Source organism: Bacteroides sp. RCH18 (assembly GCF_058231005.1).
In genome coordinates this window covers 3,124,385-3,150,770 of the sequence record NZ_JBIPTC010000001.1, presented here as the reverse complement: position 1 = coordinate 3,150,770, position 26,386 = coordinate 3,124,385, and the positions used below count along the sequence as shown (strand labels likewise).

Annotated in this window: 18 protein-coding genes; 8 read left to right on the top strand and 10 right to left on the bottom strand. The window is 47.0% G+C overall.

All coding sequences use genetic code 11. The annotated features are described in order from the left end of the window. Positions 1-2 precede the first annotated feature (2 nt). Genes ACHLI0_RS12525 through ACHLI0_RS12510 form a run of 4 tightly spaced genes read left to right on the top strand, consistent with a single transcriptional unit; the run spans position 3 to position 6,432 of the window. Positions 3-1,541: a RagB/SusD family nutrient uptake outer membrane protein gene (locus ACHLI0_RS12525; RefSeq protein WP_008767239.1), complete on the top strand. Its 1,539-nt coding sequence runs from the start codon at positions 3-5 to the stop codon at positions 1,539-1,541. A 26-nt stretch (positions 1,542-1,567) separates the two neighbouring features. Further along, positions 1,568-2,515, top strand: coding sequence for a LamG-like jellyroll fold domain-containing protein (locus tag ACHLI0_RS12520; protein WP_178309854.1), 948 nt, complete (start codon positions 1,568-1,570; stop codon positions 2,513-2,515). A gap of 21 nt (positions 2,516-2,536) precedes the next feature. Continuing rightward, on the top strand, positions 2,537-3,727 hold the full coding sequence (locus tag ACHLI0_RS12515) for a glycoside hydrolase family 76 protein (RefSeq protein WP_008767237.1): 1,191 nt from the start codon (positions 2,537-2,539) through the stop codon (positions 3,725-3,727). A gap of 11 nt (positions 3,728-3,738) precedes the next feature. Continuing rightward, positions 3,739-6,432: a GH92 family glycosyl hydrolase gene (locus tag ACHLI0_RS12510; RefSeq protein WP_490749292.1), complete on the top strand. Its 2,694-nt coding sequence runs from the start codon at positions 3,739-3,741 to the stop codon at positions 6,430-6,432. A 57-nt stretch (positions 6,433-6,489) separates the two neighbouring features. Here ACHLI0_RS12510 and ACHLI0_RS12505 read toward each other — a convergent pair whose 3' ends face one another. Then, the gene (locus tag ACHLI0_RS12505) at positions 6,490-7,245 is read right to left on the bottom strand and encodes a glycosyltransferase family 2 protein (protein ID WP_022470510.1); all 756 of its coding nucleotides are present in this window, start codon (positions 7,243-7,245) and stop codon (positions 6,490-6,492) included. Further along, the gene (locus tag ACHLI0_RS12500; protein ID WP_143919350.1) at positions 7,238-8,503 is read right to left on the bottom strand and encodes a glycosyltransferase family 4 protein; all 1,266 of its coding nucleotides are present in this window, start codon (positions 8,501-8,503) and stop codon (positions 7,238-7,240) included. The genes ACHLI0_RS12505 and ACHLI0_RS12500 overlap by 8 nt, the downstream gene beginning before the upstream one ends. A 105-nt stretch (positions 8,504-8,608) precedes the next feature. Here ACHLI0_RS12500 and wecC point away from each other — a divergent pair, with 105 nt between their 5' ends. The 3 genes from wecC to ACHLI0_RS12485 all read left to right on the top strand — a co-directional run bounded on the left by wecC (position 8,609) and on the right by ACHLI0_RS12485 (position 13,327). Further along, complete coding sequence (gene wecC, locus ACHLI0_RS12495) at positions 8,609-9,811, top strand: UDP-N-acetyl-D-mannosamine dehydrogenase (RefSeq protein ID WP_490749291.1); 1,203 nt, start codon at positions 8,609-8,611, stop codon at positions 9,809-9,811. A gap of 50 nt (positions 9,812-9,861) precedes the next feature. Continuing rightward, positions 9,862-10,992 carry a non-hydrolyzing UDP-N-acetylglucosamine 2-epimerase gene (gene wecB, locus ACHLI0_RS12490; protein WP_055218830.1) on the top strand — a complete coding sequence of 377 codons (1,131 nt, stop codon included), beginning with the start codon at positions 9,862-9,864 and terminating at the stop codon, positions 10,990-10,992. Between the two features lie 676 nt (positions 10,993-11,668). After that, positions 11,669-13,327, top strand: a complete 1,659-nt coding sequence (locus ACHLI0_RS12485) for a NeuD/PglB/VioB family sugar acetyltransferase (RefSeq protein ID WP_259021949.1) — start codon at positions 11,669-11,671, stop codon at positions 13,325-13,327. Between the two features lie 160 nt (positions 13,328-13,487). On the opposite strand, the gene ACHLI0_RS12480 is transcribed toward ACHLI0_RS12485, so the two are convergent. The 3 genes from ACHLI0_RS12480 to ACHLI0_RS12470 are packed head-to-tail and all read right to left on the bottom strand — an operon-like array spanning position 13,488 to position 19,162. After that, a complete protein-coding gene (locus ACHLI0_RS12480) occupies positions 13,488-14,852 on the bottom strand; it encodes an efflux transporter outer membrane subunit (RefSeq protein ID WP_490749290.1) in 1,365 nt (454 codons plus the stop codon). A gap of 15 nt (positions 14,853-14,867) precedes the next feature. After that, on the bottom strand, positions 14,868-18,044 hold the full coding sequence (locus ACHLI0_RS12475) for an efflux RND transporter permease subunit (protein WP_490749289.1): 3,177 nt from the start codon (positions 18,042-18,044) through the stop codon (positions 14,868-14,870). 14 nt (positions 18,045-18,058) lie between these two features. Then, positions 18,059-19,162, bottom strand: coding sequence for an efflux RND transporter periplasmic adaptor subunit (locus ACHLI0_RS12470; protein WP_490749288.1), 1,104 nt, complete (start codon positions 19,160-19,162; stop codon positions 18,059-18,061). Between the two features lie 223 nt (positions 19,163-19,385). Between ACHLI0_RS12470 and ACHLI0_RS12465 the strand changes: the two genes are divergently transcribed. Further along, positions 19,386-20,297 (top strand): helix-turn-helix domain-containing protein, encoded by a 912-nt coding sequence (locus ACHLI0_RS12465; RefSeq protein WP_008767227.1) that lies wholly within the window; start codon positions 19,386-19,388, stop codon positions 20,295-20,297. On the opposite strand, the gene ACHLI0_RS12460 is transcribed toward ACHLI0_RS12465, so the two are convergent. From ACHLI0_RS12460 to ACHLI0_RS12440, 5 genes are read right to left on the bottom strand one after another with little or no spacing between them, the layout of a single operon-like run. Continuing rightward, positions 20,269-21,495 carry a glycosyltransferase family 4 protein gene (locus ACHLI0_RS12460; protein WP_195211074.1) on the bottom strand — a complete coding sequence of 409 codons (1,227 nt, stop codon included), beginning with the start codon at positions 21,493-21,495 and terminating at the stop codon, positions 20,269-20,271. The two genes, ACHLI0_RS12465 and ACHLI0_RS12460, sit on opposite strands and share 29 nt — an antisense overlap. Next, entirely contained in the window at positions 21,492-22,625 is a 1,134-nt protein-coding gene (locus ACHLI0_RS12455; RefSeq protein WP_490749287.1) for a glycosyltransferase, read from the bottom strand. The genes ACHLI0_RS12460 and ACHLI0_RS12455 overlap by 4 nt, the downstream gene beginning before the upstream one ends. Next, positions 22,622-23,821, bottom strand: coding sequence for a glycosyltransferase family 4 protein (locus ACHLI0_RS12450; RefSeq protein WP_490749286.1), 1,200 nt, complete (start codon positions 23,819-23,821; stop codon positions 22,622-22,624). The genes ACHLI0_RS12455 and ACHLI0_RS12450 overlap by 4 nt, the downstream gene beginning before the upstream one ends. Next, the gene (locus tag ACHLI0_RS12445) at positions 23,809-24,912 is read right to left on the bottom strand and encodes a hypothetical protein (RefSeq protein WP_490749285.1); all 1,104 of its coding nucleotides are present in this window, start codon (positions 24,910-24,912) and stop codon (positions 23,809-23,811) included. Before ACHLI0_RS12445 ends, ACHLI0_RS12450 begins: the two co-directional genes overlap by 13 nt. Next, a complete protein-coding gene (locus ACHLI0_RS12440) occupies positions 24,909-26,357 on the bottom strand; it encodes a lipopolysaccharide biosynthesis protein (RefSeq protein ID WP_195582228.1) in 1,449 nt (482 codons plus the stop codon). The genes ACHLI0_RS12445 and ACHLI0_RS12440 overlap by 4 nt, the downstream gene beginning before the upstream one ends. Positions 26,358-26,386: the final 29 nt, after the last annotated feature.

The following is a 26,386-nucleotide window of genomic DNA, read 5'->3' as shown; positions in this document are numbered from 1 at the left end:
ACATGAAAAAGATTATCTATTTTATAACATTGCTTTTTCTGGTTGGTTGCGTCGACTTATCCGAAAATATGTATAATGATTTGGGTAAAGATAATTATTATCAGACAGAACAGGAATATGATGCGGCGTTTATGAATCAATACGCTTTCTTACGTACGATGTATGCTTGGAATGTATTTTATCTGCAAGAGATTACTACAGACGAAGCTTGTTTACCTCAAAAAGGGCGAGACGGTTATGACGGAGGTATCTACCAACGTATGCATTGGCACACATGGACCGACCAGGATGTCATTATCAACGGAGCATGGCAGGAACTGTTCAAAGCGGTGGGTTTCTGCAATCAGGTGCTGAATGATTTGAATAATTCCCGTTCCGATATTCTTCCAGAGAACAAGAAAAAGCTATATATTGCCGAGTCCCGGGCATTGAGGGCATTTTTCTATTCCATGCTGGTCGATATGTTCGGAAATGTTCCGATTGTAGAAAAGGTATCCGAACTAAATCCGCCAACTAAAACCAGAACTGAGGTTTTTAACTACGTGGAAAAAGAAATTGCGGAAGTCAAGGACCAGCTTCTGAGAAGTACAGATACCGGCAGCTACGGACGCTTTACTCAGGAAGCCGCATTAGCGCTATTATCCCGACTTTACCTCAATGCTGAAGTTTATACCGGAACATCCCGTCTGGACGATTGTATTTCTGTGTCACAGACTCTTCTTCAAAAAGGTTATCAGCTGGAATCTACTTGGGATGCTCCCTTTGCATGGAACAATGAGAATAGCAAGGAAAATATCTGGGTGATCCCTAATGACGAAATAGTTGCCAATGAGATGAGTGTCCTTTTCTACCGGAACATTCACTGGTCGCAGCGTTCGCAATGGGATTGGAAGAATCCGAATGGGGGATGGAATGGAGTCTGTACCGTAAGAGAGTTTATTGAAACGTATGATATTACTCACGACCGCCGTTGTAAGTATGATCCTCAAAACGGAATGTACGGACAATTTATGTGGGGCCCCCAATTCGATTTAAGCGGAAACCCGATTTTGGGAACCAATGAATATGCCGGACAACAGTTGGATTTCACCCTCGACTTGCCGGACATGGTAAACAACAAGGAGAATGCCGGTGCACGTAATATTAAATATAAAGTAAAAGTCGGTGCACAAGGCATGGAAAATGATTTTGCTCTGTTCCGGATTGCAGAAATCAACTTCAATCTGGCAGAAGCCACTCTTCGTAAATCGAATGAGGTGGATTCTAAGGCGCTGGAAGGTATAAACAAGATACGGACACGTGCAGGTGTTTCTACGTATGCAACCGGAGAACTGACTTTGGATGAGCTATACAGAGAAAAGGGAAGAGAAATGTGCTACGAGACTTTGCGAAGAACGGATATGATTCGCTTCGGACGTTTCATTCAACCGATGTGGGATAAGAATTATACAGATAAGGAAACAATCAATCTTTTTCCGATTCCCCTGCAGGCAACCAAACTCAATCCTGAGCTGAAACAGAATCCGGGATACACCAAATAAATTGTAAACGATTAAAAAGAAAAACCATGAAAAAGATATTTCATTTAGCTTGTTTTGCTTTCATCCTACTGGCGGCTGCTTGTTCCGATGAAAAAGAAGTGACACTTGAATATAATAAGATAGACGGTTTGCTTTCTCAATGCAATGAACTTTTATCTTCTTCCTCTGAAGGAGAAGATTTGGGTGATTTCGTAACCGGTTCGAAAGCTATTTTCGAAAGTAAGATCCGGGAAACAGAATATATCCGGAATAAAACTGATCGCCAGTCAGCTCTCGATAACTACTGCGAAAAGCTTGAGATTGCCCGACAAACATTCCTGTCAAGCAAAGTGCTACCAGCATGTCCGTTGTTCGACGGAACAGGTTATATCGACTGCGGCCCTGCTTCTCAATTTTTCTCTGATAAGTTGACACTGGAGGCATGGGTGTATGCCAATGAGAAAACAGGAGGCAGCATAATCGGTTCAGAAGGTTCGGGCGATAACGGCATCTACGGTTTGCTGATTCGTCTGGCAGAAGGGGTGAATAATGCGATTGACTTTACGATTGTCAACGGTACATGGTCAAGCTGCATTACTCAGGAGAACTCTATTGAATTGAAAAAATGGGTACATATTGCCGCTACATTCGACTCGCAAACCGCAAAGGTATACTTAAACGGGCAAGAAGCCGCAACTATGGATATTGCACCGTACATTCCCGAAGGTAGTTGTAAATTCATTATAGGTGATCTTTCTACTTGGAACGGGCGTCAGTTCAGAGGTAAAATTTATGATGTAAGAATCTGGCATACGATTCGTACTCAACAACAGATTGCCGACAACTATCAGATTTTCTTAAAAGGGGACGAAGAAGGATTGATTGCCAACTGGCAACTGAATGTGAAAAGCGGTTCCTCTATTAAAGATATTACAGGTAAATATCCGGCTACTTTGGTCAACTTAACATGGTCTGATCTTGATAATCTTAATTAAACTTTATAAATACTGACTGCTATGATACGAATCAGCAATAAAATAAAAACACTTTTGGCTATGTTGTCCTTTGTACAGGTTACTTCGGGCTGTGATGCCACTGTACAGGATATCATCATTGACACCGATCCCGGTGTAGAAATCGGTAATAATGATTATTATACATGGTGTAAAGAGACACTATCTGTCATTGATAAAGATTTGAAAATAAGTGGTACACATTCTTATTATGAGAATCAGGACCGTTCACAAGTCTCTTTTATTTGGGGAAATATTTTCCTTCTTTATACATACACCGAAGGAATCTCATTGAGCAAGTCTGAATGGTCGGATGCTTTGATGAACTGCTTTCTCAATTTTGATAACTACTGGCATCCCAACTATAAAGGTATTGCAGGATATGCCACTTTACCTACGAGTGCCGAGAAGGTTCCCGACCGTTTTTACGACGAAAACGGATGGACAGCAATCGGACTCTGCGATGCTTATCTGGCAACTCAAAACAATTCCTACCTGGAAAAAGCCAAAGGGGCACTCGCTTTTTCCCTTTCGGGAGAAGATAATGTGCTGGGAGGAGGAATTTATTTCCAGGAAACTTTTGTTTCTTTACCCGTACAGAAGAATACGATTTGCTCTGCCGTAACCATGCTGAGTTGTATGAAACTCTATGAAATCACTCAGGACCGCCAATATCTGGATGCTGCCATCCGCATAAACGACTGGACTGTTGAGAATCTTTTGGATAAATCGGACAATCTTCTGTGGGATGCCAAAATGGTAGCGGATGGTTCTGTTAATACACAGAAATGGTCATACAATGCTGGTTTTATGATTAGGAGTTGGCTGAAAATGTATCAGGCCACCAAAGACGAAAAATATTTATCACAGGCAAAAGCTACCCTGGCATCTTCCGAAGCCAAATGGTATAATTCAATCAACGGAGCTCTGAATGATCCCGGATATTTCGCTTTTTCAATAATAGACTCTTGGTTTGATATGTATGATACAGATAAAAACACGGTTTGGCTAACGAAAGCTTTCCATGCGATTAACTTTATCCACAATAAACTTCGTGACGGCAATGGACGCTACCCGGAACACTGGGGAACGCCAACGACAAGCAATCTTGAAAAATATGATTTAAGATTTTCTACTGTAGCGGCTTATATGTATATGAGAGCTGCCAATTACAAAAGAATACTCAACGATTAAACTACAGTACCATGAAAATGAAATTATTGATACTGGCCGTTCTTCCATTCCTGACGCCGATTAACATGAACTCACAAGAGGAAAAAGCCTCATGGGTACAGTATGTCAACCCATTGATTGGAACAGAAGTATGGCAATCCGGAGTAGCGGTTGCCGGGCATGAAGATCCTTCGGGATATACTTTTCCCGGAGTGACAGAGCCTTTCGGGATGACAGAATGGACTGCCCATACCTTAGAGAGCAAGCACGCTGGAACGCTGCACCATCGGGTACCCTACTGGTATAAACATAACTATATTTCGGGATTTATGGGAACACACTATCCAAGTGGGGCCGTCATGTTCGATTATGGTGCTGTTGAACTAATGCCGGTTGTCGGACAACTGAAATGCAGGCCCGAAGAGCGTAGTTCTTCTTTTACCCATATAACCGAAAAGTCAAAACCTCACTTCTACGAAGTCATGTTGGACGACTATCAGGTAAAAGCTCAATTATCGGCTACAAAAACTTCAGCTATCCTGCAATTTACCTATCCCCAGTCGGATAGTGCTTACGTAGTGGTAGATGCTATGCCTTCCATGTTTACAGCCGGAGCACCGGGCTACATTCACATAGATCCGGTACGAAAAGAAATTTCCGGTAAAAGCATACAATCTGCCAGAGGATATCGGGAAACCGGATATTTTGTAGTCCGTTTCGATAAGGATTTCGAATCTTTCGGCACGTTTAATCTTAATAATGATTATCCCGAAGTAATTGAAGAGAAATATCTGTTCACTCAAAAAGAAGGCAAGTGGGTCAATGGCTTAAAAGGGATTTATACACAGGACTCAAAGGGGTTTGGACATCTGCGGAGTGAAAGAATCGATCCGGTTATCGATTTTGACTGGGACTGGTATAAACCTGCGGACGATTTCAGTTTCAATGATTACCAAGTGACCTGGAGCGGCAAACTCAAAGCTCCCTCTACCGGTGAATATACATTAGGGATACAAGCTGACGACGGAGCACGATTATATATCAACGGAGAATTGCTTATCGATGACTGGAAATCTCATAGTTTCAGCTATCAACCTACCCAAAAGAAGATTTCTCTGGAAGCCGGTAAAATGTATGATATAAAATTGGAATATTATCAGCATGAATGGAGCTCACGGATAAAACTGAGTTGGATCAGGCCTGATAAAAAGTCATCAACATCCCTTCTGACTGGCAATCGACATTTGGAATCGTCTACCAAAATAGGGGGATATATCCGTTTCAAAACCGGAAAAAATGAAGTAATTAAAGCTATCGTTGGCACATCCTTTATTAGCGTGGAACAGGCACGGATAAATCTGGAAAGAGAAATCGGAGCCAAAAGTATGGAAACAATCAGTGCACAAACAGAAGCATTATGGAATCAAGAATTATCAGCCATCGATTTGCCCGGAGCTACAGAACAAGATAAAATTGTTTTTTATACAGCGCTATATCACTCTTTCCTGTTGCCCAGAAGTCTATCTGAAGATGGAAAATACAGAAGCCCGTTTGATGGAAAAGTACATAAGGGTATTAGCTTTACAGACTATTCTATATGGGACACATTCAGAGCGACCCATCCTCTGTTCGTATTACTGAAACCCGATTTTGCGGGAGATCTCATAACCGGACTCCTCCATGCCTACGATGAGGGAGGCTGGCTTCCCAAATGGCCTAATCCGGGATATACCAACTGCATGATGGGAACTCATAGTGATGCCATAATAGCGGATGCTTATGTAAAAGGAGTGCGTAACTTTGATGTAGAGAAAGCTAAAAAAGCAGTGCTGAAAAATGCGTATGAAAAGGGTAACCACATTGCTTGGGGACGCTTGGGCATTATGGACTACGAACGATTGGGATATGTACCTGTTGATAAATATGGAGAATCAGTAGCCAGAACGATGGAGTTTGCCTATGATGATTATTGTCTCTCCCGTTTCTTTGCCGAAAAAGGTGAACCGGACTTATCGGATAAACTAGGTAAACGAAGCAAAAATTTCAGGAACGTACTGGATAAGGAAACCAAAATGGTTCGTGCGCGTAAAGCAGATGGTTCATGGAGTAATCCGGAAGATTACGATATCAGCGTATGGAGTGGTTTTAACCCCAAAGGAGTGTACAACTATAAAAAGAATTATACGTTGTTCGTTCCCCATGATGTTCCCGAACTAATTCGCTTTTTGGGAGGTACCGATTCTTTAGCCGTTTTTATGGATGAACTATTCGATAAAGATATTTACTATGTGGGTGACGAATTTGTGATGCATGCTCCCTATATGTATAATCTCTGTAAAAGACCGTGGATGACTCAAAAAAGAATATATGATATAGTCAATAAATACTATCTGCCCACACCTAGCGGACTGCCGGGAAATGACGACTGTGGACAATTAAGTTCATGGTATATCTTCAGTGCGATGGGATTCTATCCCATGTGTCCGGCTTCTATTGAATATCAGTTAGGAGTTCCCTGTCTGCCGGGCTTTGTATTGCATTTGCCTCAAAATAGAACATTCACAATTAAAACAAAGAATTTCGGCAAAGGCAATTGTTATGTACGCGCTGTATATCTCAATGGCAAGCCTCACCGTAGTTCTGTCATAACTCATTCAGATATTATTAACGGTGGGGAGATTTTATTCGAATTAACAGATAAGCCTGCATATAATTGGTTTCAATAGGTAATATATAAATAGGAGTTTTGTGGGTGAAGTGACTATACTGATTTTAAGTGGCAGTTATTGTCCCGGCTTGATAATCAACCGCAGTACAAACCAAGCATGATGTGCTGCGGTGCTTATCCATCCATAATGTTTTGCCATAATGCGGAACCGTTCTTTAAGAGAAGCCTTTCGGTTCTGAGTAGTCATTCCTTCATCCAGATAGTCGATGATTGTCAGGTGCGTATTGTGCAGGGTACGCGCCTTTTTCATGATGCGGATGCACCAGTCGAAATCAGCGGAGTACCGGTAGCTTAAGTCATAAGGTTCCACCAGCGTATGTCTGGCAAAGAAAGCCTGATGGCAGACTAACATTCCCTGTTTGAAACTCTTCCAGTCCAGCTTTTCGGGCGTGGAAAGGCGGCGCATGTGCAGAAAGTGCCTGTCTTTGTCAACAATCGCAGTTTCCCCGTAGATGACATCGGGGAGAACACTCCCATGAATGCTGTGCACCATTTGCTGCAAAGTATCGTCTTCGTGAAAGCAGTCGCCCGCATTCAGAAAACAGAGATAGTCGCCGCTGGCAAGGGAGATTGCCTTGTTCATGGCATCGTACAATCCTTTGTCCGGTTCGCTGACGACGGTAGTTATCCGTGAGCGGTATCTGTCGATGATAGAGAGAGTACCGTCTTTGGAGGCCCCGTCCACGATGATGTATTCTACGTGGTGATAAGTCTGCGAGATAACACTTTGGATGGTATCTTCCAGTACTTTCTCGGCATTGTAGGTCACCGTGATAATCGAGAACTTGGGAGTAGGATGGACACTATGCATATTTCCCTGTTATTTTGTTGTAAACGTCCGTGTACTTCTTCGCTATGATACTTTCCGAATAGTTGCCTATGGCCTTGCGGCAGGCTTGTGCGGAGAGTTCCGCATATTCGGGTTCCGTCAGTACCCAATGGATGCCGTTGGCCAGATCTTCGGAAGACTTGCGCTGAGCTACGTATCCGTTGTGCAGATGATCGATCATTTCCGGTATGCCTCCGGTGTTGAAACCGACGCAGGGCACACCGCAGGACATCGCTTCCATCACCATATTCGGCAGATTCTCTTCGAGAGAAGGGATGGCGAAGAGGTCTACGGCATTGTATATATCCACCAACTCATGCTCATTCTTAATATAAGGAAGCGGATAGACGCGGAAAGGAATCAGGTCTTGCAACTGCTGCGACTGGTTGCCGAAAACAACCACGCCCAATGAGTCTTTCCATTCCGGATGTTTCTCTGCCAGCAGTTTGCAGGCTTCAATCAGATAGTCGATGCCCTTTCGCTTGTCTGTGATCTTGACAGAACCGAAAAGAATGAGCTTCCCTTCCTGCGGCAGCCTGCATTTTCTGCGGGCTTCCTGCTTATTGTGAGGCTTGAACAGGTTCGTGTTGATGGCGTTCGGGATACTGATAACCGTTTGTCCGGTGAGCAACCCGCTGACTTTGGCCTTCTCCGCCAGCCAGCGGCTACAGCCTACAAACGTGATGGATGCCTGACTATAAATCTCTTTTTTCTTCCGGAAGATTCGGGTGGATAAGTCCTTCTTGCCTCCTCCTCCGTAGATGTAAGGGCAGTGATGGCACTCCTGTTCGTAACTCTTGCATTCGCGCGCATAATGGCAGATGCCGGTACAGGGCCACATATCGTGCATGGTCCATACTACAGGTTTGCCGGAAGTCAGAATCTTGCGGATGGTGTTGAGCGACAGCATCCCTTGGTTGATCCAGTGCAGGTGGATGACATCTGCCTGCTGAAATTCGGGAAGCGAAGTGATGTCCGTGCCGGTATTGGCGATATCTACGGCGAAGAGATCATTCTTCTTGAAACGGTTGGCTTTCCAGATGACGATGCGTTCCCACATGAATTTCCATACATGCAGCCAACTGCCCTTTAGTCCGACGACACTGATTTGGTCTGTTTGTTTGTCACGTACCAACATTTTCGCCTTGATGCCGTTGTTCTTAAGCGATTCCATCAGTCGTCCGGCAGCGACAGCCGCACCACCTATTCGTTCGGAAGTATTGATGATTAGTACCCTCATGCTTTCAAAATGTTTGCACAAAAGTAGTGGTTTTCAGTGAAAATCCGTACAAAGTCACATATTATTTGTACTTTTGCCACACTTATTAATAAGGAGATATTGAACATGAAAAAGGTTGTGTTTTTAGGATTAGGGTATATCGGCCTTCCTACGGCAGCCGTTGCTGCCGCTCACGGTTTCGAAGTCATAGGAGTAGATGTCAATCCTTCTGTGGTGGAAACGATCAACCAGGGAAAGATACATATTGTAGAACCTGAACTGGGTCAGGTAGTCAGGGACGTAGTGCAGAGTGGAAAGTTACGCGCTGTATGCAAGCCGGAAGCGGCGGATGCTTTCTTTATCGTAGTGCCTACCCCATTCAAGCAGAACCATCGGGCGGACATCACCTATGTGGAAGCGGCCACCCGTTCCGTGATCCCTTATCTGCAGGAGGGTAACCTGTTTGTCATCGAATCCACTTCTCCGGTATATACCACCGAACGTATGGCGGAAGTGATCTATAAAGAACGTCCCGAACTGAAAGGGAAGATACATATCGCTTATTGTCCCGAACGCGTATTGCCGGGAAATACATTATACGAACTGGTGCACAACGACCGCGTGATAGGCGGCATCGATCCGGCATCCACCGCAAAAGCCATTGAGTTTTATTCCGCTTTCGTACAAGGCAAACTGCACGGCACCAATGCCCGCACGGCAGAGATGTGCAAACTGACGGAGAATTCCTCCCGCGACTCACAGATCGCCTTTGCCAACGAACTCTCCATGATCTGCGACAAAGCCGGAATCAATGTATGGGAACTGATCGAACTTGCCAACAAGCATCCGCGTGTGAATATCCTTCAACCGGGCTGCGGAGTGGGTGGGCACTGCATTGCGGTAGACCCTTGGTTCATCGTATCCGACTATCCGGAACAGGCGCAGCTCATCAAGCGTGCCCGTGAAACGAACGATTACAAAGCGGACTGGTGTGCGAACAAAGTATTGGAAACCTGCCAGAAGTTTGTAGAACAGAACGAGCGCGAACCGGTCGTTGCCTGCATGGGACTGGCTTTCAAACCGAATATCGATGACTTGCGGGAATCTCCCGCCAAATATATCGCCTCCCGCATCATCTCCGAATCGAGAGCGGACGTGCTGATTATCGAGCCTAATATAAGCACTCATAAGAGCTTCCATCTGACAGACTATCGGGAAGCATACGAGAAAGCGGATATTATCGTCTGGTTGGTTCGTCACGATGTCTTCCTTGCATTCCCAAGGGAGGAAGGAAAGATAGAACTGGACTTCTGCGGCGTGAGACGATAAAAATGTAGTTTAATTGCGAAGAGGTTATATAGACTCTATAAATAAAGCAGATGAAAAAGATATTGCTCGTTTTCGGTACCCGTCCCGAAGCGATAAAGATGGCTCCGCTTGTAAAGGCGCTCCAGAAAGATACGGAACATTTTGAGACACGTGTCTGCGTTACGGCACAGCATCGGCAGATGTTGGATCAGGTATTGGAGGTGTTCGGCATCACTCCCGAATATGACCTGAATATCATGGCTCCCAATCAGGACTTGTATGACATTACCGCTAAGGTACTCCTTGGACTGCGCGAAGTGCTGAAGGACTTTCGTCCCGACACCGTATTGGTGCATGGAGATACGACTACCTCGATGGCGGCATCCCTTGCGGCATTCTATATGCAGATACCTGTGGGACACGTGGAAGCCGGATTGCGTACCTATAATATGTTGTCTCCCTGGCCGGAAGAAATGAACCGTCAGGTGACAGACCGTATCTGCACTTACTACTTTGCACCGACGGAACAGTCAAGGGCAAATCTGCTGCAAGAGAATATAGACGCGAAGAAAATCTTTATTACCGGAAATACGGTGATCGATGCCCTGCTGATGGCGGTCGATATCATTTCCACCACCGCCGGTGTGAAAGAAAAGATGGCGAAGGAACTTCAGGAGAAAGGCTACACGGTAGGTGATCGTGAGTATATCCTCGTCACCGGACATCGTCGTGAGAACTTCGGAGATGGTTTCCTGCATATCTGCAAAGCGATCAAAGAACTGGCGGCTCTTCACCCGGAGATGGACATTGTCTATCCCGTTCACTTGAATCCTAATGTGCAGAAGCCTGTGTATGAACTGCTTTCCGGTCTGAGCAATGTCTATCTGATTTCTCCTCTGGATTACCTGCCCTTCATCTATGCCATGCAACATTCTACTCTGTTGCTGACGGATAGCGGCGGTGTGCAGGAAGAAGCCCCTTCATTGGGCAAACCCGTGCTGGTGATGCGGGATACGACCGAGCGTCCGGAAGCTGTTGAGGCGGGTACGGTGAAGCTGGTCGGCACGGATGCGGAGGCGATTGTCAGTAATGTCACTGCCCTGCTCCTTGATAAAGAAATGTATAAGCGGATGTCTGAAACGCATAACCCTTACGGTGACGGACAGGCTTGCGAAAGAATCATAGCTGCGCTCAGATGTTAACACATGAGTAGTCAGGTATTAACATTTGATATGATAGGTATTAATATCTGAGAAGTTAGGTATTAATACTTGAGAAGCTGGTTAACAATGCTTGCTGTGACATCTAATAATGCTTGAAACGAGATCTAAGAAGCATTGTTAATCACATATACTTCCCACTATTATTGTTTTTATTATTGGTTTATTTTACTATCATAAGTGCCGATATATAAAGTAATATAGGGTGAACCTTTTCTGCTTTTGCCCCATTTTTCCGCATTCATCGCTTTCACCTTATAGAAAGACATTTCACTTTATCCGCAACATACAAACCTCCATAATTCTGTTATTATGAACTATTCGTATATTGTCATATCAGTCGGTTTATTAGGCAGTAACAATTCCAATGTACTCCAAAGCAATTAATAGACCGTTATCAAGCTGAGATATGAAATTTCTAAAAAGAAATATCAGTGCTGTATGAAAGGAGGATATTATCGTACTTTTTGATAGTGTTTATTCGCTATAAATGGTTTTATTTTGTAATGTGCATTTTTAGAAAGCCGCTCTATTACAAAATAGGGATGAATGCTGAGAAGGTGCTTTGTCTGCCGGTGCACGTGGGTTTGAAAGATGATGAAATTAATCAAATTGGCATGGTCTTGGCTGAATATCGTCGAAAATAGAAAAGTGTAAAATGGTAATAATCGGGAGTAAAGGATGTGCTAAGGAGATTTTGACAGCACTCAAGTGGGATAATGTAGAAGAAACTGTATCTTTGTTTGACAATATAAATACAGATATTAGCGATGCATATTATGACTTTCCCATTATTAAATCCTGGAATGAACTGGAGCAACATCTGAAAACAGACAGTAAGGTTATTATTGGTGTCGGAGGTGGACAGCGTAGAGAGGTACTAGCACGAAAGATTGCCTGTCTTGGAGGAGTATTGACCACTTTTATCTCCCAAAAAGCCCTTGTGGGCGGGTATGACAATACTATCGAACCAGGTGTTGTGATTCTTTCGGGGGCAACTATTACTTGTAATGTAAGTATAGGGCAGGGGACATTTATCAATAAAAGCACTGTTATCAGTCATGACGTCCGTATTGGACGATATTGTGAAGTATCTCCCGGTGCAAAAATCTTGGGACGTGCCATTATCGGTGACAGGACGGAGATAGGTGCTAATGCGATAATACTTCCTGATGTCATTGTCGGTGCTGACTGCAAAATAGGTGCAGGCGCTGTAGTGACGCGAAATATCGACAGTCATACTACTGTTGCCGGAGTTCCTGCCCGTTCAATTACAAAAAGCAGTAATAATGCTTTCAAGCTAAAGTCAAAGATAAGAAATTTATTGTACCATATACGAGTCGCAGATTTTCGAAAGCTGAGAGAATATAATCATTACGTATTCGGAAAAAGGAAACTGATGTTCCTTGAGCTATTGTCACATAGTTGGATGTACGGTGCATCATTCGAAAACTACTACGAGTTGCAGTTCTTTAAGAAAAGCAGAACAGAATGCCGACAGTATCTCACTTCTTCGTTACGTCATGAATTGACACGTCAAGTAAACGATCCCTGTGAAGCGTTAGTGTTAAAAGATAAAGTGCGTTTTTCCGAAGTTTTTGAGGACATTTTAGGGCGCCGGGTAATGACGTTTGATGAGATAAAAAGGCAAATGCATGATCCTTACTCCATATCCATAAATGAGGTCGTCATTAAACCCATAAAAGGACAAGCCGGTCAAGGGATTATTTTTCCGATGCAAAACTTTACATCATTGCGACAACTACATGACTATGTTATTTCTACTGTAAAAAAGCCGGATGAATATTTATACGAAGAACGTATTATCCAACATAGCGCCCTGAATAAACTGAATCCGTCAAGTCTCAATACTTTGAGAATTGTGACATATTATGATGAAAGTATAAATAAGGTCGATGTGTGGAGTGTTGTTTTACGTATAGGAATAAAGGCTCGCACAGACAACTTTGCTACAGGAGGAATTGCCGCCCTTGTTGATCATCGGGGTGTCGTCTGTCAACCTGCTATAATAAAACATCCGTCAGGAGAACGGTTTCATATACATCCTGTCAGTGGTGAAAAAATAACAGGTTGCATAATCCCATATTACGATCAGGCAATAGCATTAGCCAAACAAGCTGCTATGAGAATTCCGAAAGTGAGAAGTATCGGATGGGATGTTGCGATAACCGAAACCGGTCCTTATATGTTGGAAGGAAACGATAATTGGTGTATGACTTTATTTCAGTTGCCCGGCGGAGAAGGGTTGCGGCATTTGGCCAATTCGGTTTGCAATATGTTTTCTGTTTATGAATAACATACAGGCTATAATGCACATTAGGAATGTATTTTCCGTTCCTGGTCTGTCATTGATTCAAATCGGGCATGCCTCTAACGAAAAACGGGCTGTCAGAGAATCACTTCTCCGGCAGCCCTTCTTCATTAGGATCAAAAAAACAGAGGAAGTATGATATTCTTTATTCCTGACCTCCCCCTAAAGCACGGTATAGGTTAATTAAACTTTGTATTTCGGTAAAATGATTGGCCGTTTGTGACAGTTGTGCGCTGAGCAATGACTGTCGGGCGGTAAGTACTTCCAGATAGGTTGTATTCGTATGTTCCATCAGCAGGGAAGTACTTCGCAGGGCCGTTTGCAGGGAAGTGACCTGCTTGTCCAGCAACAGCCTTTTTCCCTGACTGGTCTGATAGGCAGTCAGCGCATCGTTCACTTCGCTGCCGGCGTTGAGCAATGTTTGCTGAAAGCCGAGAGCTGCTTCTTCCTGCTGCGCACGGGCGATGCGATACTGAGCCACCACCTGTCCTTTATTAAAGAGCGGCTGCGTGAGCGAACCTACCGCCGATGCCAGGAACTTGCCCGGATTGAGAATCATAGACCCGACGGAATTCGTCCATCCGGCACTCCCACTCAACGTGATGGAAGGGTAGAAAGCCGAACGTGCCGCATTGGTGCCATAGAACGCTGCTTCCAGCGTCCGCTCGGCCGAGCGGACATCGGGGCGGGCGGCAAGCATCCGGACAGGGATTCCTACGGCAAAGTCCGTAGGAAACTGTTGGTCTGCCAACGTTCCGCGTTCGTAGTTGCGGGGTGTCTCTGCCAATAATAAAGCAAGACTGTTCTCCACCTGATTGATCTGCTGCTGCAAATCGAGTACAGAACCCTGCACCTGATAATAAGTCGCTTCCATCTGCGATACAGCCGATTCGTTCGCCAGTCCGGCGTTCATCAGGGAGCGGGTAGAGGCTACGGTTTCTTTCCATGCCTCCTCCGTCTGTCGGGAGATGATGAGCTGTTCGTCCAGCATCAGCAGCGTGTAATAAGTATTGGCTATACCGGCTATCAGCTGCGTGCGGACTGCCTGACGGTAATCTTCACTTTGTGCATACAGCGCTTTCGCCTGCTTCTTGGAGTTGCGCATACGGCCGAATACGTCCAGTTCCCAACTGGCGGTCACGGGCAGCGAGTAACCCTGCGTAGCCTTGTTCGTATCGAAGCTGCTCACTGTCCCCTGCGGGGAAAGCGCAAAGGCGGGCAGGAAAGCAAGTTTGGCGGACATTAGCACTGCCTGAGCTTCTTCTACACGAAGCTGGGCGGACTGGTAGTCGGTATTGGTCTGCAACCCTGTCTCGATGAGGGACTGCAGATAAGGGTCGGTGAAGAGTTCCCGCCAGTCCATATTCCCCAGACCGGCAGTGTCTTCCGTCACCACTTCCCCGCCGTAAAGACCGTCGGGGACGGAAGTGGCGGGCTTGTATTTGGTATAGATGCCACAACCGCTCAGCGTCAGACTCATGGCAACTAACAGGATGATATTTTTCTTCATTCTTTCTTTTATTTATTAACGTTCACGTTCAGCTTCACTTTTCTCTTTTTCCAAAAGCACTTGTACATCTGCTTCTTCCTCCATCGGTTTGCGGATTTTCTCCTGCAAGTATTCAAAGATGATGTAGAAGACCGGAACGACAAAGAGCAATGCCACCGTTCCGACAGCCATACCGCCTACGACACCCGTACCCAGTGAACTGTTGCCATTGGCACCCGCACCGGAAGAGAACATCAGCGGAAGCATACCGAAGATCATCGTCAGCACCGTCATCAGGATAGGACGCAGGCGGACCTGTGCGGCAGAGTAGGCCGATTCCACGATGCCCATTCCTTTGCGGCGGCGTTCGATGGCGTACTCCGTAATCAGAATAGCCGTCTTGGCCAGCAAGCCGATCAGCATGATCACACCCGTCTGCAAATAGATGTTATTCTCCAGTCCGAGTATTTTGGCGAACAGGAACGAGCCCATCAATCCGAATGGTACGGAGAAGATAACGGCAAACGGTACGAGGAAACTTTCGTAGAGACAAGCCAGAATCAGATAGATCAGGAAGATACAGATGGCGTAGATGAAAACCGTCTGGGCACCACCGCTGCTTGCCTCTTCGCGTGCCATACCGCCATATTCGTATCCGTAGCCCATCGGCAACGATTCTGCGGCCACTTCCTCAATCACTTTTTGCACTTCACCCGAAGAGTAACCGTCGGCAGGATTCACATTGGCTGTGATGGTGCTGTAGAGGTTGAAACGGTTGGCCGTTTCCGGTCCCAGTACCTGCCTCAGTGTAACGAACTGGCTCACCGGAGCCATTTCCGTACCGTTGCGCACAAACATATTGTTCAATGCCTGCTCGTCCAGACGGTATTCGGGCGATGCCTGCATCATGACACGATATACTTTACCGTATTGATTGTAGTTGGAGATATACGCTCCACCGCAATAACTGCCTACCGCATCGAGTACCGCACTTGGCGAAATTCCTGCACGCTTACATTTGGCGGCATCCACTTCTACCGAGAGCTGCGGGAAGTTGATGGCGTAGGATGTATAAGCCATAGCCACTTCCGGACGCTGGTTCAAGGCATTGAGGAACTGTGTGGACGCATCGTAGAACGTAGCCAGATCACCGCCTGTCATATCCTGAAGGTTCAGTTCGAGGGAGTTACCCATACCGTATCCCGGAATCATGGCGGGCTGGAAGCTGAATATCTGCGCTTCCTTGATGGACTGGAATTGTGCGTTGAGGCGGGAAGCTACGGCATCCGAACCGTGTTCCTTTCCTTTTCGTTCGCTCCAGTCTTTCAGGCGGACAATGATCGTACCGTACGAAGTTCCCTGACCGGAGATCAGACCGTATCCTGCTACGCGGGCGTAGTGTTCTATTTCGGGCGTATCTTTCAGAATGTTTTCCAGCCGGTCCATTACTTTCGTTGTCTCTTCGAGCGTGCTTCCCGGCGAGATGCTGACATTCACCATGATAACGCCCTGGTCTTCCTGCGGCACGAGTCCCGTCTTGGTCGTGCTCATCAGATAAACCAGCAGGACGATGGTAGCAGCCAGTGAAGTCCATACCATCCAGCGATGGCGGATGAAGTACATCACCCCTTTCTTATACTTGCCCAGCACGGCATTGAACGAAGCGTTGTAAGCTGCGCGTACCCGTCCGTTGATACTCTTGGCGCTCTTGGTTCCGTCCGACGGGCGCATCATGATGGCGCACAAGGCGGGACACAGGGTCAGAGCCGAGATCATGGAGATACCTACGGCAGTTGCCATCGTGATACCGAATTGGGTATAGAACACGCCCGAAGTACCTCCCATGAAGGTGACGGGGATAAATACGGCCATGAAGACACAGGTACAAGAGACGATAGCCATCGTCACGTCGCCCATCGCATCTTTGGTGGCAAGGTAGGGCGACTTGTATCCGGCGTCAAACTTGGACTGCACCGCTTCTACCACCACAATGGCGTCATCCACCACCGTACCGATGGCAAGCACCAGTGCAAACAGGGTCAGGATGTTCAGACTGAATCCCGCAGCTACCAGACAGGCAAACGTACCTACCAGTGACACGATGATGGAGATAGACGGGATGAGCGTACTCTTCAAGTCCTGCAAGAAGAAGTATACCACGAGGATAACCAGAATGATGGCGATAATCAGTGTTTCCACCACGTTGTGTATGGAAGCGAAGAGGAAGTCGTTCGAACTCATCATGGTGACGAACTCCGTTCCTTCCGGAAGGTTTTTCTCCATCCGCTCCATCTGGGCGGTAATTTCTTTATTGACAGCGGTCGCATTGGAACCTGCCGTCTGGAAGATCATATAGAGCACGGCAGGCTGGCTGTCCATCTCACTGCGGAAACTATAAGTCATAGTGCCCAGTTCCACATCCGCCACATCTTTCAGGCGGAGTATCGAGCCGTCTTCACGCGAGCGGACAACGGTGTTCTGAAATTCTTCCACGCTCTTCAGTCTTCCGCGATATTTCATCGTGAACTGGAAGACGTTCTGCGAACTCTCGCCCAGTGAGCCGGTAGGGGCTTCAATGTTCTGCTCGCCCAGCACGCCGGTGATGTCCGAAGGCACCAGCCCGTATTGTGCCATCCGTTCCGGTTTCAGCCAGATACGCATACTGTAGGTATCGCCCAGCTCCATGACGTCTCCTACTCCCTCGATACGTTTGATCTGCGGGATGACGTTGATGTCCAGATAATTGGCAAGGAAGGTCTGGTCGTAGCGACCGTCGGTGCAGACCATCGCGCCGATTTGCAGGAAGCTGGTCTGTCGTTTCATCGTGCTTACGCCGACTTTCGTTACTTCGGCGGGCAGCAGTCCCTGTGCTTTGGCTACACGGTTCTGTACGTTGACAGCTGCCATGTCGGGGTCGGTGCCTTGCTTGAAGTAAACCTGTATGATAGCCAGACCTGCATTGGAGGCGCTGGACGTGATATACATCATGTCTTCCACCCCGTTGATGCTCTCTTCCAGCGGCATGATGACGCTGTTCATCACTGCTTCGGCATCGGCGCCCGTATAGCTGGCAGCCACATAGACCGTAGGAGGTGCGATGTCGGGATATTGCTCCACCGGCAGGGTGAAGAGCGAGATAAGCCCTATGGCGAGAATCAGCACGGAGATGGAGATAGCCATCACCGGCCGTTTGATAAATATATTTCCTTTCATAATCAGTCTCCTTCTTATTTAACCTGTGTGCCTTCGCGCACCAGTCCGGCGCCTTCCGATACAATTTCGTCACCGGCTTTCAGGCCGTCCAGCACTATATATTCGCGTCCGTCGTTGATTCCGGCTACGGTGATCAGGGTGGAGACCGCTTTGCCGTCCACTACCTTATATACAATTGTTTTGTCCTGCATCCGCACGGTAGCTGTCTGCGGGATGGCGATGCAGTTCTTGTAGATGCTTGGCACTACTACCGTGCCCGATGCTCCGCTATGAAGCAGCCGTGATTCGTTGGGGAACACCACGCGTGCCACTACGGTCCCTGTCTGACGGTCGATCACTCCACTGATAGATTCGATGGTACCTTTCTTCTGATAGACTGAGTTGTCGTTCAGAATCAGTTCCACTTCCGGCATATTCTTTAATGCTTCGTCCATATCGCCGTACTGGCGGGTGAGGGCGAGCAGCTGGTTCTCGGTCATCGAGAAATAGACGTACATATCCGAATTATCACTGACCGTAGTGAGCGGATAAGGAATGCTGGCGCTAACCAATGCGCCTGCACGATAAGGCAATGCGCCTACAACTCCGTCACTGGGACTTTTCACTTCGGTATAAGAGAGGTTGTTACGTGCGCTTATTTCCTGAGCTTCAGCCTGTGCCAGTTGTGCCTTGGCGGTGAGATAAGAGTTTTCGGCAGTCTTCAGGCTAAATTCCGAAACGACTTTCTGCGTATACAGTTCCTTGTTGCTCTTGTAAGTCAGCTCGGCGGTGCTCGTAGCGGCGCGTGCCGCTTCCACATTGGCGGTGGCGGTTTTGAGCGCGGCTCTGTAAGGTACCTGGTCGATGATGAAAAGCAACTGTCCCCGGCGTACCTTCTGACCTTCGGTCACGCAGAGTTTCTCGATTGTTCCCGACACCTGCGGATAGATATCAATATCCTGTCGCCCGCGTATGCTCGCCGAATAGGAGGAAGAAAGTTCTTTGTCCGTTGGTTCTATCTGCATGACTGCATAAGAAGATTTCACTCCTGCATCCGGTGCCTGTTTGCACGATGCCATCCACACTGTACAACCGACAATTCCTATCAGCCGTATCCATTTTTTGTTCACTGTAATCATACTTACTCTTTTTGTCTTTTATTAAAATCAGAACAAAAGTAGGAGAAAAGAACAAGTCAATGGTGACCGATTTTTCTCTATGAATGTTCTGTTTTCGTTATTTGTGCTTTTTATAGCTAACTATTTGCGTATAAACGACATATAAAACAATTATAAAGGAGTTTGGGACATTCTGTTTTCCCTATTATTTACCAACTTTGCAAAAAGTAAAAAAGGAGAGATTATGGAAAAAGAGAACATTATGACAGTAGATATAGAAGACTTTAAGAAGAGTCAGCATATCCTTGATTATATAGACGATGACTTTGCGATAGTCAACAGTCTGGACGGGATTCCGTATAGTAATGATACAGTCCGGCTGAACTGTTTCCTTATTGCTGTCTGTGCAGAAGGGTGTATCCAGCTGGATATCAACTACCGGACGTATCAGTTGCAGGCGGGCGACTTGCTGCTCGGTCTTCCCAATACACTGATCAGTCGTACGATGCTGAGTCCTAAATATAAGATAAGGCTGGCGGGATTCTCTACCCGTTTTCTGCAACGCATTATTAAAATGGAGAAGAAAACGTGGAATACCGCTGCTCATATCCACAACAATCCGGTGAAGTCTATCAGCGAAGGCGGGGACGATCCTGTTTTCAGGTTTTATCGGGATTTGATTGTGGCGAAGATCAATGATGAACCTCATTATTATCACAGGGAAGTGATGCAGCATCTCTTCTCCGCCCTCTTTTGTGAGATGCTGGGACAGCTTCACAAGGAAATCGATGCTCCCGACAAGGGGGACAGTCCGAAAGAAGGTATCAAACAGGCGGATTATACCCTGCGGAAATTCGTGGAGCTATTATCGAAAGATAAGGGTATGCACCGTTCTGTGAGTTATTATGCGGATGCGCTTTGCTACACTCCCAAGCATTTTTCGAAAGTCATCAAGCAAGCGTGTGGCAGGACTCCGCTGGACTTGATCAATGAAACGACGATAGAACATATCAAGTACCGGCTGAAACGTTCGGACAAGTCCGTCAAGGAAATAGCGGAAGAGTTCAACTTCCCCAACCAGTCCTTTTTCGGGAAGTACGTAAAGATGCATTTGGGGACTTCTCCGGCTAATTACCGGAATCGCGAAGATGAGTGAGACGAAGAATCTCTTGAAAAGCCTTCAGGTAGCGTTCGCTGACCGTCTCCATATTGATCTTTTCCCGGATCATCCGTTCTGACTCTTTTCCCATCTCCTTGCAACGTTCGGGAGATTCGAACATCTCTCTGATTCTATCTGCCAGGCTATCGGCGTCTCCGTCTTTGAAGAAATAGCCGTTCTTGCCTTCCATGACCAGGTCGCGTTCCGTACTGTCGCATACGGCACAAAGGACGGGCATACCATACGTCATGGCGTCATTGATCGAAAGCCCTCCCATGCCGGCAAGCACATAGATACTCGATTCGTTCATATAGGCACCCAGCGTCTTCGGGTCATAGACGGCTCCGATGAAGCGGATACTGTCTGCCAGTTGCAGGTCGTTTGCCTGTTGTCTGAGGTTGTCCAGTTCCGGTCCGTCTCCCACGATCACCAGTTCCGCTTCCGGATAGTCGGCGGCTACCTTCCGGAAAGCCTCTATCAATAAATCTACCCGTTTCCATTTTACGAGCCGTCCGATGTGCAGCAGGCGACGGTCGCACGGGGGAAGGATGGAGGGGGAAGCCAGTACGGATTCTTTTTCTTTGAGAAGTGCTTCCGTATCGGTCGAGTTGTAGGTGACGTGTATCTGCTCCTTCTTTACTCCGTAAGAGGGGAGGATGTCGTAGGCGGCTGTCGAGTAGTTCAGCGTTCCGGCGGCTTGGGCGTAGCAGTATTTCCGTATCCTTGCCGTTATCCATTGGCGCAGATAGAATCCGGTACCCTTGCTGAGCAGGCGCATACCTTCGTCGTGCATCGGATTGGCTTTGAAATATTCCTTGATCTTTCCGTAGGGAGGAGTCTGGAAGGGGATTTCACGAATCACCAGCTTGGCGTTGCAGGACTTCATGGCTTTTCTCAGTGCGGGCTGAAAGAATACTTGCAGGAAGTAGGGCCATCCCACTACCACTATATCCGGTTTTTCTTCCGCAATGATTTCGGGAAGGGCGGGGAAAGCGCTTTTTCCGTAGAACATCTTTTTCTCCGGTGTGGTCAGATGCTTGTAGGTTCCTCCTTCTACCATTTTCACCCCTTTGCCGATGGTCGTATTCCCTTTCTTCGGGCTGACAACGGTTATTTCTACTCCTTTTGCCTGTAGCCTGTTGAGCATGGCATTCAGGTAGTGGGGGATTCCTCCGAATGTAAAAAGTACTTTCATTGTATATGCTTGCTGATTTGATTAAAACATGTGATTAGTTTCTCCACTTCGTGTTCGTGGGCGTACCGGGCGAAGGCCTGAGTGTCCATCCTTGTTTCGGTACACAGCGAGCGGATAGCTGCGCTGCATTCTCCGGCGTTGTCTTCTCCGGTGGTTTGGCCTGTTCCGTACTGCTCTACCCTCCGGCCCATGCAGAGGCCGCGGCTGACTATGACCGGTTTGCGGAAGGCGGCAGCTTTGGTCAGGAGGTTGCTGCTGCCGGTGAACTGCTTGTATGCGGCAAAAATAAGGTCGCTCTCCGCTATCAGGGCATTGAAACAGCTTTCATCGGGAATCTTCTCCAATGAGAACAGACAGTTATTCCTTGACTCCCCGAACGCCCGCAGGTCGTTTTCCTGTTGTGCGGTGAGAGATGATTTCCCCGCAATGAGGAAGAAATATTCATCCTTTGGCAATAAAGGGATACTCTCTAACAGTAACTTTATCCCCTTGCGGAAATTGATGGAACCGAGCAGGGATATCACCTTCCTTCCTTTGGCTTTCTCCTTCAGTTTCTGCAGCAACGGGTAGTTTGTGGCAGGAGCCGAAAGATCGGCAAAGTCGGGAAACAGCAGAATGTGGCGCTGAAATGTTTCTAGGTCTTTCGCTGAATATTCGTTCAGTATGCCTACTCCTACGCAGTTTTTGCTTCGCAGGAAAGGGCGTGTGTCGGGCATCCCTCGGTGGTAAGGCGGCAGGGCGGACTGAACCAGCAGGCCGCTCCACTGATAGGGCAGCAGAAGATTGAACAGCCATAGGGGAGCCAATGTGGGCAGCATATCGTCAAGGCAGGCAAAGAAGACCAGATCGGGATTCAGCCGTTGAAGACTCCGGCGCAGCCTGTACAGATTTTGCAGTCGAATCACTGCATTGCGCAGTACAACCAGCTTTTTCTGCAACGGTTTTCCGGCAGGGAGCGGCAGCAGCGGAAGCGCTGAGACAGGCTGAAAGGCAACGGTCTCCTGTATGCCTTTCCCATCGGGAGCGATGAGCGACGTTTCGTGCCCCATGCCCGCCCATGTCTGGGCAAACTGTTTATAATACGTTTCCCGATGACCTGATACTGAACAATCTATGACTGTAACTTTCATGATTCCGATGCTTTTGGGGGCTTGGACATTTCTAATGCTTCTGAATAAACTTGTCGTAACTTCTGCCCTGCCAACTGAAAGTCGAAACGGCTGACGATGGACTGGCGGATTTTCTCTTTGTCGAACGACTCGTAGGTCTCGTACAATGTTTTCATCTTAGCGGCGAGCGCATCCACATCTCCCGGTCGGATGAGGAAGCCGCTTTCGGGAGTGATGATGTCCTCCGGTCCTCCGCATATGGTGCCGATGGCGGGCAAGCCTGTTGCCATTGCTTCGATGAATACGATGCCGAATGTCTCCGCAAAGGAGGCCAGCACAAAAGCATCGCAAGTAGCCAGCAACCCGGACAATTCTTCCCGTGACAGGCGGCCGGTCAGCTTTACCTGCTCTTGCAGGTGGAGAGACTGAATTAACTCTTTGAGTGGCTGCATTTCTTCCCCGTCTCCGGCAATGAGTAAAGAGACGTGCGGCATATCCTTGAATGCCCAGTGAAAAGCAGTCAGCAAATCCCAGAATCCTTTGCGCTTATTCAGGTTTCCGATGCTGATGAAAGTAAAATGTTTCTCTTTTTCCGTCCGGTGAGGGCTGAATGCAAAGGTATTCGTATCTACAAAGTTCGGTATGACCGTCACTTTATCCGGGTCGCTGACGTATGCGCACAGGCTCCGTTTCAGTTTCGTGCCGACACAGATGATCTTGCGTGCCTCGCTGTATGCCTTCTTTAGTATCACTGCCTGCGACGGTGTCGTCTGATTGCCGTTGATGGAAGAGGCGTGCTCTGTGATGACATAGGGAATCTTATACCATTTATAAACCAGTCGGGCGGCATACCCTGCCCATGTGCCGAAGTGCGCATGAATCAGGTCGGGGCGACCGTAAGTGCGGATATACTTCCGTACTAACAAGACGGTCAGCAGAGACCAGATGATTCCTCCCGCGCGGGTGCTTAGTTTCGGGTTCCATGCGTGCATGCGCATGGTGACGAAACTGCCGTTATCTTCTGCCGATATCTGAAAATGACTCTCTTTGCGGAACCGTTTCCATGTGAAGTTCTTCAGAGGTCTTTGCTCCGTGAAGGCAAGTCCTACCTTGCAGCCTGATTTAGCCAGTTGCATAGCCTGCTCGAAGAACATATATCCCCGGTGCGGGGAGGAGTCCTTCTCAGGATAGTACATTGGAAGTATCAGTATGTGCATTTGTCTTTTATTTTTAGAGAAAGAATAGTGACGAAATCGCGGATACGTTTCCCGAAAGTAACGGTCGGCACACCGGTGTAGGCGGAGGCTTTCTTGCGGAAGGCCTCTTCATCGTCGAAAGTAGGGTGGTTCACAAAGTGTTTGTACAGCAGATACAATCCTCTTTTCTTCTCGTAAGGAAGATGCCATACCGCCAGTTGTTCGTCTCCTTTTTCTACCGTATTGTATTTGGGGTAGGTCCAGAGGCGTTTGACGTATTGATTGGCGATATTGTTGTGGATGTTGAGTCTCGTTGCCACTACGCTCAGGAAGTGGGCTTCTTCGTTCAGTTTGGGCTGATTGGCGGCAAAACGTTCCAGATTATAATTCCATAAAGCAGGATACGCTTCGTTGATTCGTGCCACTACATCACCACGCAGCGAGATAAATTCTCCTCCATAGTAATGGACAAGCTCTGTTCTTGTGACTCCGTTTTTCGTATCTTGCTGCTCTGCTTCTTCCTTTTCCGCTTCTGTTTTCTTCGTTGCCTCCTTCTCTTTTTCTCTCTTCTCTTTTTCTACGTAACAGTCATTATAGATATCTGTCATTTCCTTTAGTGTGATTCCGTTCACTTTGAGGTCCGGTCGGTCGGATGCATCGTACAGGGCGGAACCGTATTTCCGTGTGTCGCTGAATAGTTGCTCCAACGGACGCATACAGAGACAGTCCGCATCGCAGATGAGCAACGTATCGTCCGCCTGCATCCTTTTCTCCATATAGCGCAGGATATCATACAGGTAGAATTGATTTCTCCATGCCCCGTACCATCCTTTGGGAGGGATGCAGAGATAAGGCAGGGTAACAGTCTCAATCCGTAACTCCTTGAATAACCGTTCCAGATAATCGGGAAACTGATCCAGATTGCTGAAGAAAAGCAACTTATCATTGGGATGATAATGCCTGAAAGTGGTAAAGAACGGCACTTGTATCTGCATATAAATGGAATGGACGAGGGCGGAATCTCCCCGTTTGCCTGCCTGCGGATAGAAACTGGCATCTTCTTTGGATTCCTTGTAGAACCAGGTCGCTATGTAATTGGTAGGTGTCGTCATGATATCTTTTTCTTTTTAATGAACTGAATACATTCCTTGAAAATGACTGATTGCATTTTCCACAAAACAAGTGCATATAGAGAAGCCACGAAAACTACTTTGATGGCGAGTGACAGATACAGGTTAGTGATGCCCGATGTTATGCAATGGGCTGCGATTGTCAGCGAAGCTGCCAGCAGAAAATAAGGAGCGATATCTTTCAGTATGCTGAATAGCGTCAGCGGAATCTCCCTTCGGGCAAAGCAGTACCAGACAAACATCCAAAGTATATTGATAGCGACAAACAGATAAATCATGGTGGTGATGCCGTATGGATAACTGATACAGGCAGTGATCAGCTGCAACACGCTTAGTGCGATGCTGTTGAACATAAAGATGGAAGACCGTCCGCGGCTGACCAGCAATAAGGAGAACAGATTGTTGATCGGGATAAAGGCTCCCCATATACAAAGTAATTGCATGATCCGTGCGGAAGCGAGCCATTTGTCCGTGATGGCAATCAGAATAAACTCTCTGGAAATGAGGCTGAGCCCGAACATGGCAGGGAAAGAAATAAAAGCCGTGAAACGCAGCATTTTATGAAACACGGCCGCCTGACGCTGCGGGTCATTAGCCACACTTGCCAGTACGGGCTGGGTGACTCCGTTGATCATTCCGGTGATGAGGGCGTGTCCCTTATTGTTCCAGTTGTTGGCCTGGCTGAAGTCTCCGACTTCCTGTTTGGTGTAGAATTTACCCAGCAGGACGGAGAACAGGTTTTGGTTGATGATAATAAAGACTTGCGTAATCAGCATTTTACTGCTGAATCCGAACATCTCCCTGATGGGAGAGAAGTCAATACGGAAGCTGGGCTTCCAGTGGGCAAAGTACCAGTTGAGTGCCGTGCCTATGACGACAAAGGTCATTGTCTGTATAGCCAGACCCCAATAGGCAAATCCGTTTGCGGCAAGAATAATCCCCACAATACCGGATAGAAACAGGCTTGAAAGAGAAATGATGGTATTCTCCTTCACTTTGAGATTACGGAAGAGAAGAGCCCGAGGAGCTATCCCGAAACTGGCTATAAAGAAACTGAGGAAAGAGAAACGGGCAAGCGACGTTAACTCCGGAGTATCGTAAAATTTAGCAATCAGCGGAGCCGAAGAATAGAGCAAGATATACAGAACAGCACTAAAAGAGATACTGAACCAGAATACAGCGTTATAGTCTTTATCGCTGACTTTCTCGCGATTGGCGAGTGCTGCGACAAATCCGCTTTCCTGCAGGGCGGAAGCAATGGCCGGAAAGATAGCCAGCATACCGATCATACCGTAATCGGCAGGGTCCAGTAATCTTCCTAATACTACTCCGAAAAGAAGTCCTAACAGCTGCTGTACGCTGCTGCTGAGCCCTCCCCAAAATAGCCCTTTTGCTGTTTTTTGTTTCAGTGACTGTTCTTCACTCATATTATTATAATCGGTGAAGGAAGGTGTGT

What these genes read in the sequence shown, in the direction of transcription:
- ACHLI0_RS12440 (WP_195582228.1), bottom strand. Translation starts at nt 26,357, where the DNA reads ATGAGTGAAGAACAGTCACTGAAACAAAAAACAGCAAAAGGGCTATTT.
- ACHLI0_RS12475 (WP_490749289.1), bottom strand. Translation starts at nt 18,044, where the DNA reads ATGAAAGGAAATATATTTATCAAACGGCCGGTGATGGCTATCTCCATC.
- ACHLI0_RS12450 (WP_490749286.1), bottom strand. Translation starts at nt 23,821, where the DNA reads ATGCACATACTGATACTTCCAATGTACTATCCTGAGAAGGACTCCTCC.
- ACHLI0_RS12525 (WP_008767239.1), top strand. Translation starts at nt 3, where the DNA reads ATGAAAAAGATTATCTATTTTATAACATTGCTTTTTCTGGTTGGTTGC.
- ACHLI0_RS12515 (WP_008767237.1), top strand. Translation starts at nt 2,537, where the DNA reads ATGATACGAATCAGCAATAAAATAAAAACACTTTTGGCTATGTTGTCC.
- ACHLI0_RS12505 (WP_022470510.1), bottom strand. Translation starts at nt 7,245, where the DNA reads ATGCATAGTGTCCATCCTACTCCCAAGTTCTCGATTATCACGGTGACC.
- ACHLI0_RS12500 (WP_143919350.1), bottom strand. Translation starts at nt 8,503, where the DNA reads ATGAGGGTACTAATCATCAATACTTCCGAACGAATAGGTGGTGCGGCT.
- wecC (WP_490749291.1), top strand. Translation starts at nt 8,609, where the DNA reads ATGAAAAAGGTTGTGTTTTTAGGATTAGGGTATATCGGCCTTCCTACG.
- ACHLI0_RS12460 (WP_195211074.1), bottom strand. Translation starts at nt 21,495, where the DNA reads ATGAAAGTACTTTTTACATTCGGAGGAATCCCCCACTACCTGAATGCC.
- ACHLI0_RS12510 (WP_490749292.1), top strand. Translation starts at nt 3,739, where the DNA reads ATGAAAATGAAATTATTGATACTGGCCGTTCTTCCATTCCTGACGCCG.
- ACHLI0_RS12485 (WP_259021949.1), top strand. Translation starts at nt 11,669, where the DNA reads ATGGTAATAATCGGGAGTAAAGGATGTGCTAAGGAGATTTTGACAGCA.
- ACHLI0_RS12480 (WP_490749290.1), bottom strand. Translation starts at nt 14,852, where the DNA reads ATGAAGAAAAATATCATCCTGTTAGTTGCCATGAGTCTGACGCTGAGC.
- ACHLI0_RS12465 (WP_008767227.1), top strand. Translation starts at nt 19,386, where the DNA reads ATGGAAAAAGAGAACATTATGACAGTAGATATAGAAGACTTTAAGAAG.
- ACHLI0_RS12470 (WP_490749288.1), bottom strand. Translation starts at nt 19,162, where the DNA reads ATGATTACAGTGAACAAAAAATGGATACGGCTGATAGGAATTGTCGGT.
- ACHLI0_RS12520 (WP_178309854.1), top strand. Translation starts at nt 1,568, where the DNA reads ATGAAAAAGATATTTCATTTAGCTTGTTTTGCTTTCATCCTACTGGCG.
- ACHLI0_RS12445 (WP_490749285.1), bottom strand. Translation starts at nt 24,912, where the DNA reads ATGACGACACCTACCAATTACATAGCGACCTGGTTCTACAAGGAATCC.
- ACHLI0_RS12455 (WP_490749287.1), bottom strand. Translation starts at nt 22,625, where the DNA reads ATGAAAGTTACAGTCATAGATTGTTCAGTATCAGGTCATCGGGAAACG.
- wecB (WP_055218830.1), top strand. Translation starts at nt 9,862, where the DNA reads ATGAAAAAGATATTGCTCGTTTTCGGTACCCGTCCCGAAGCGATAAAG.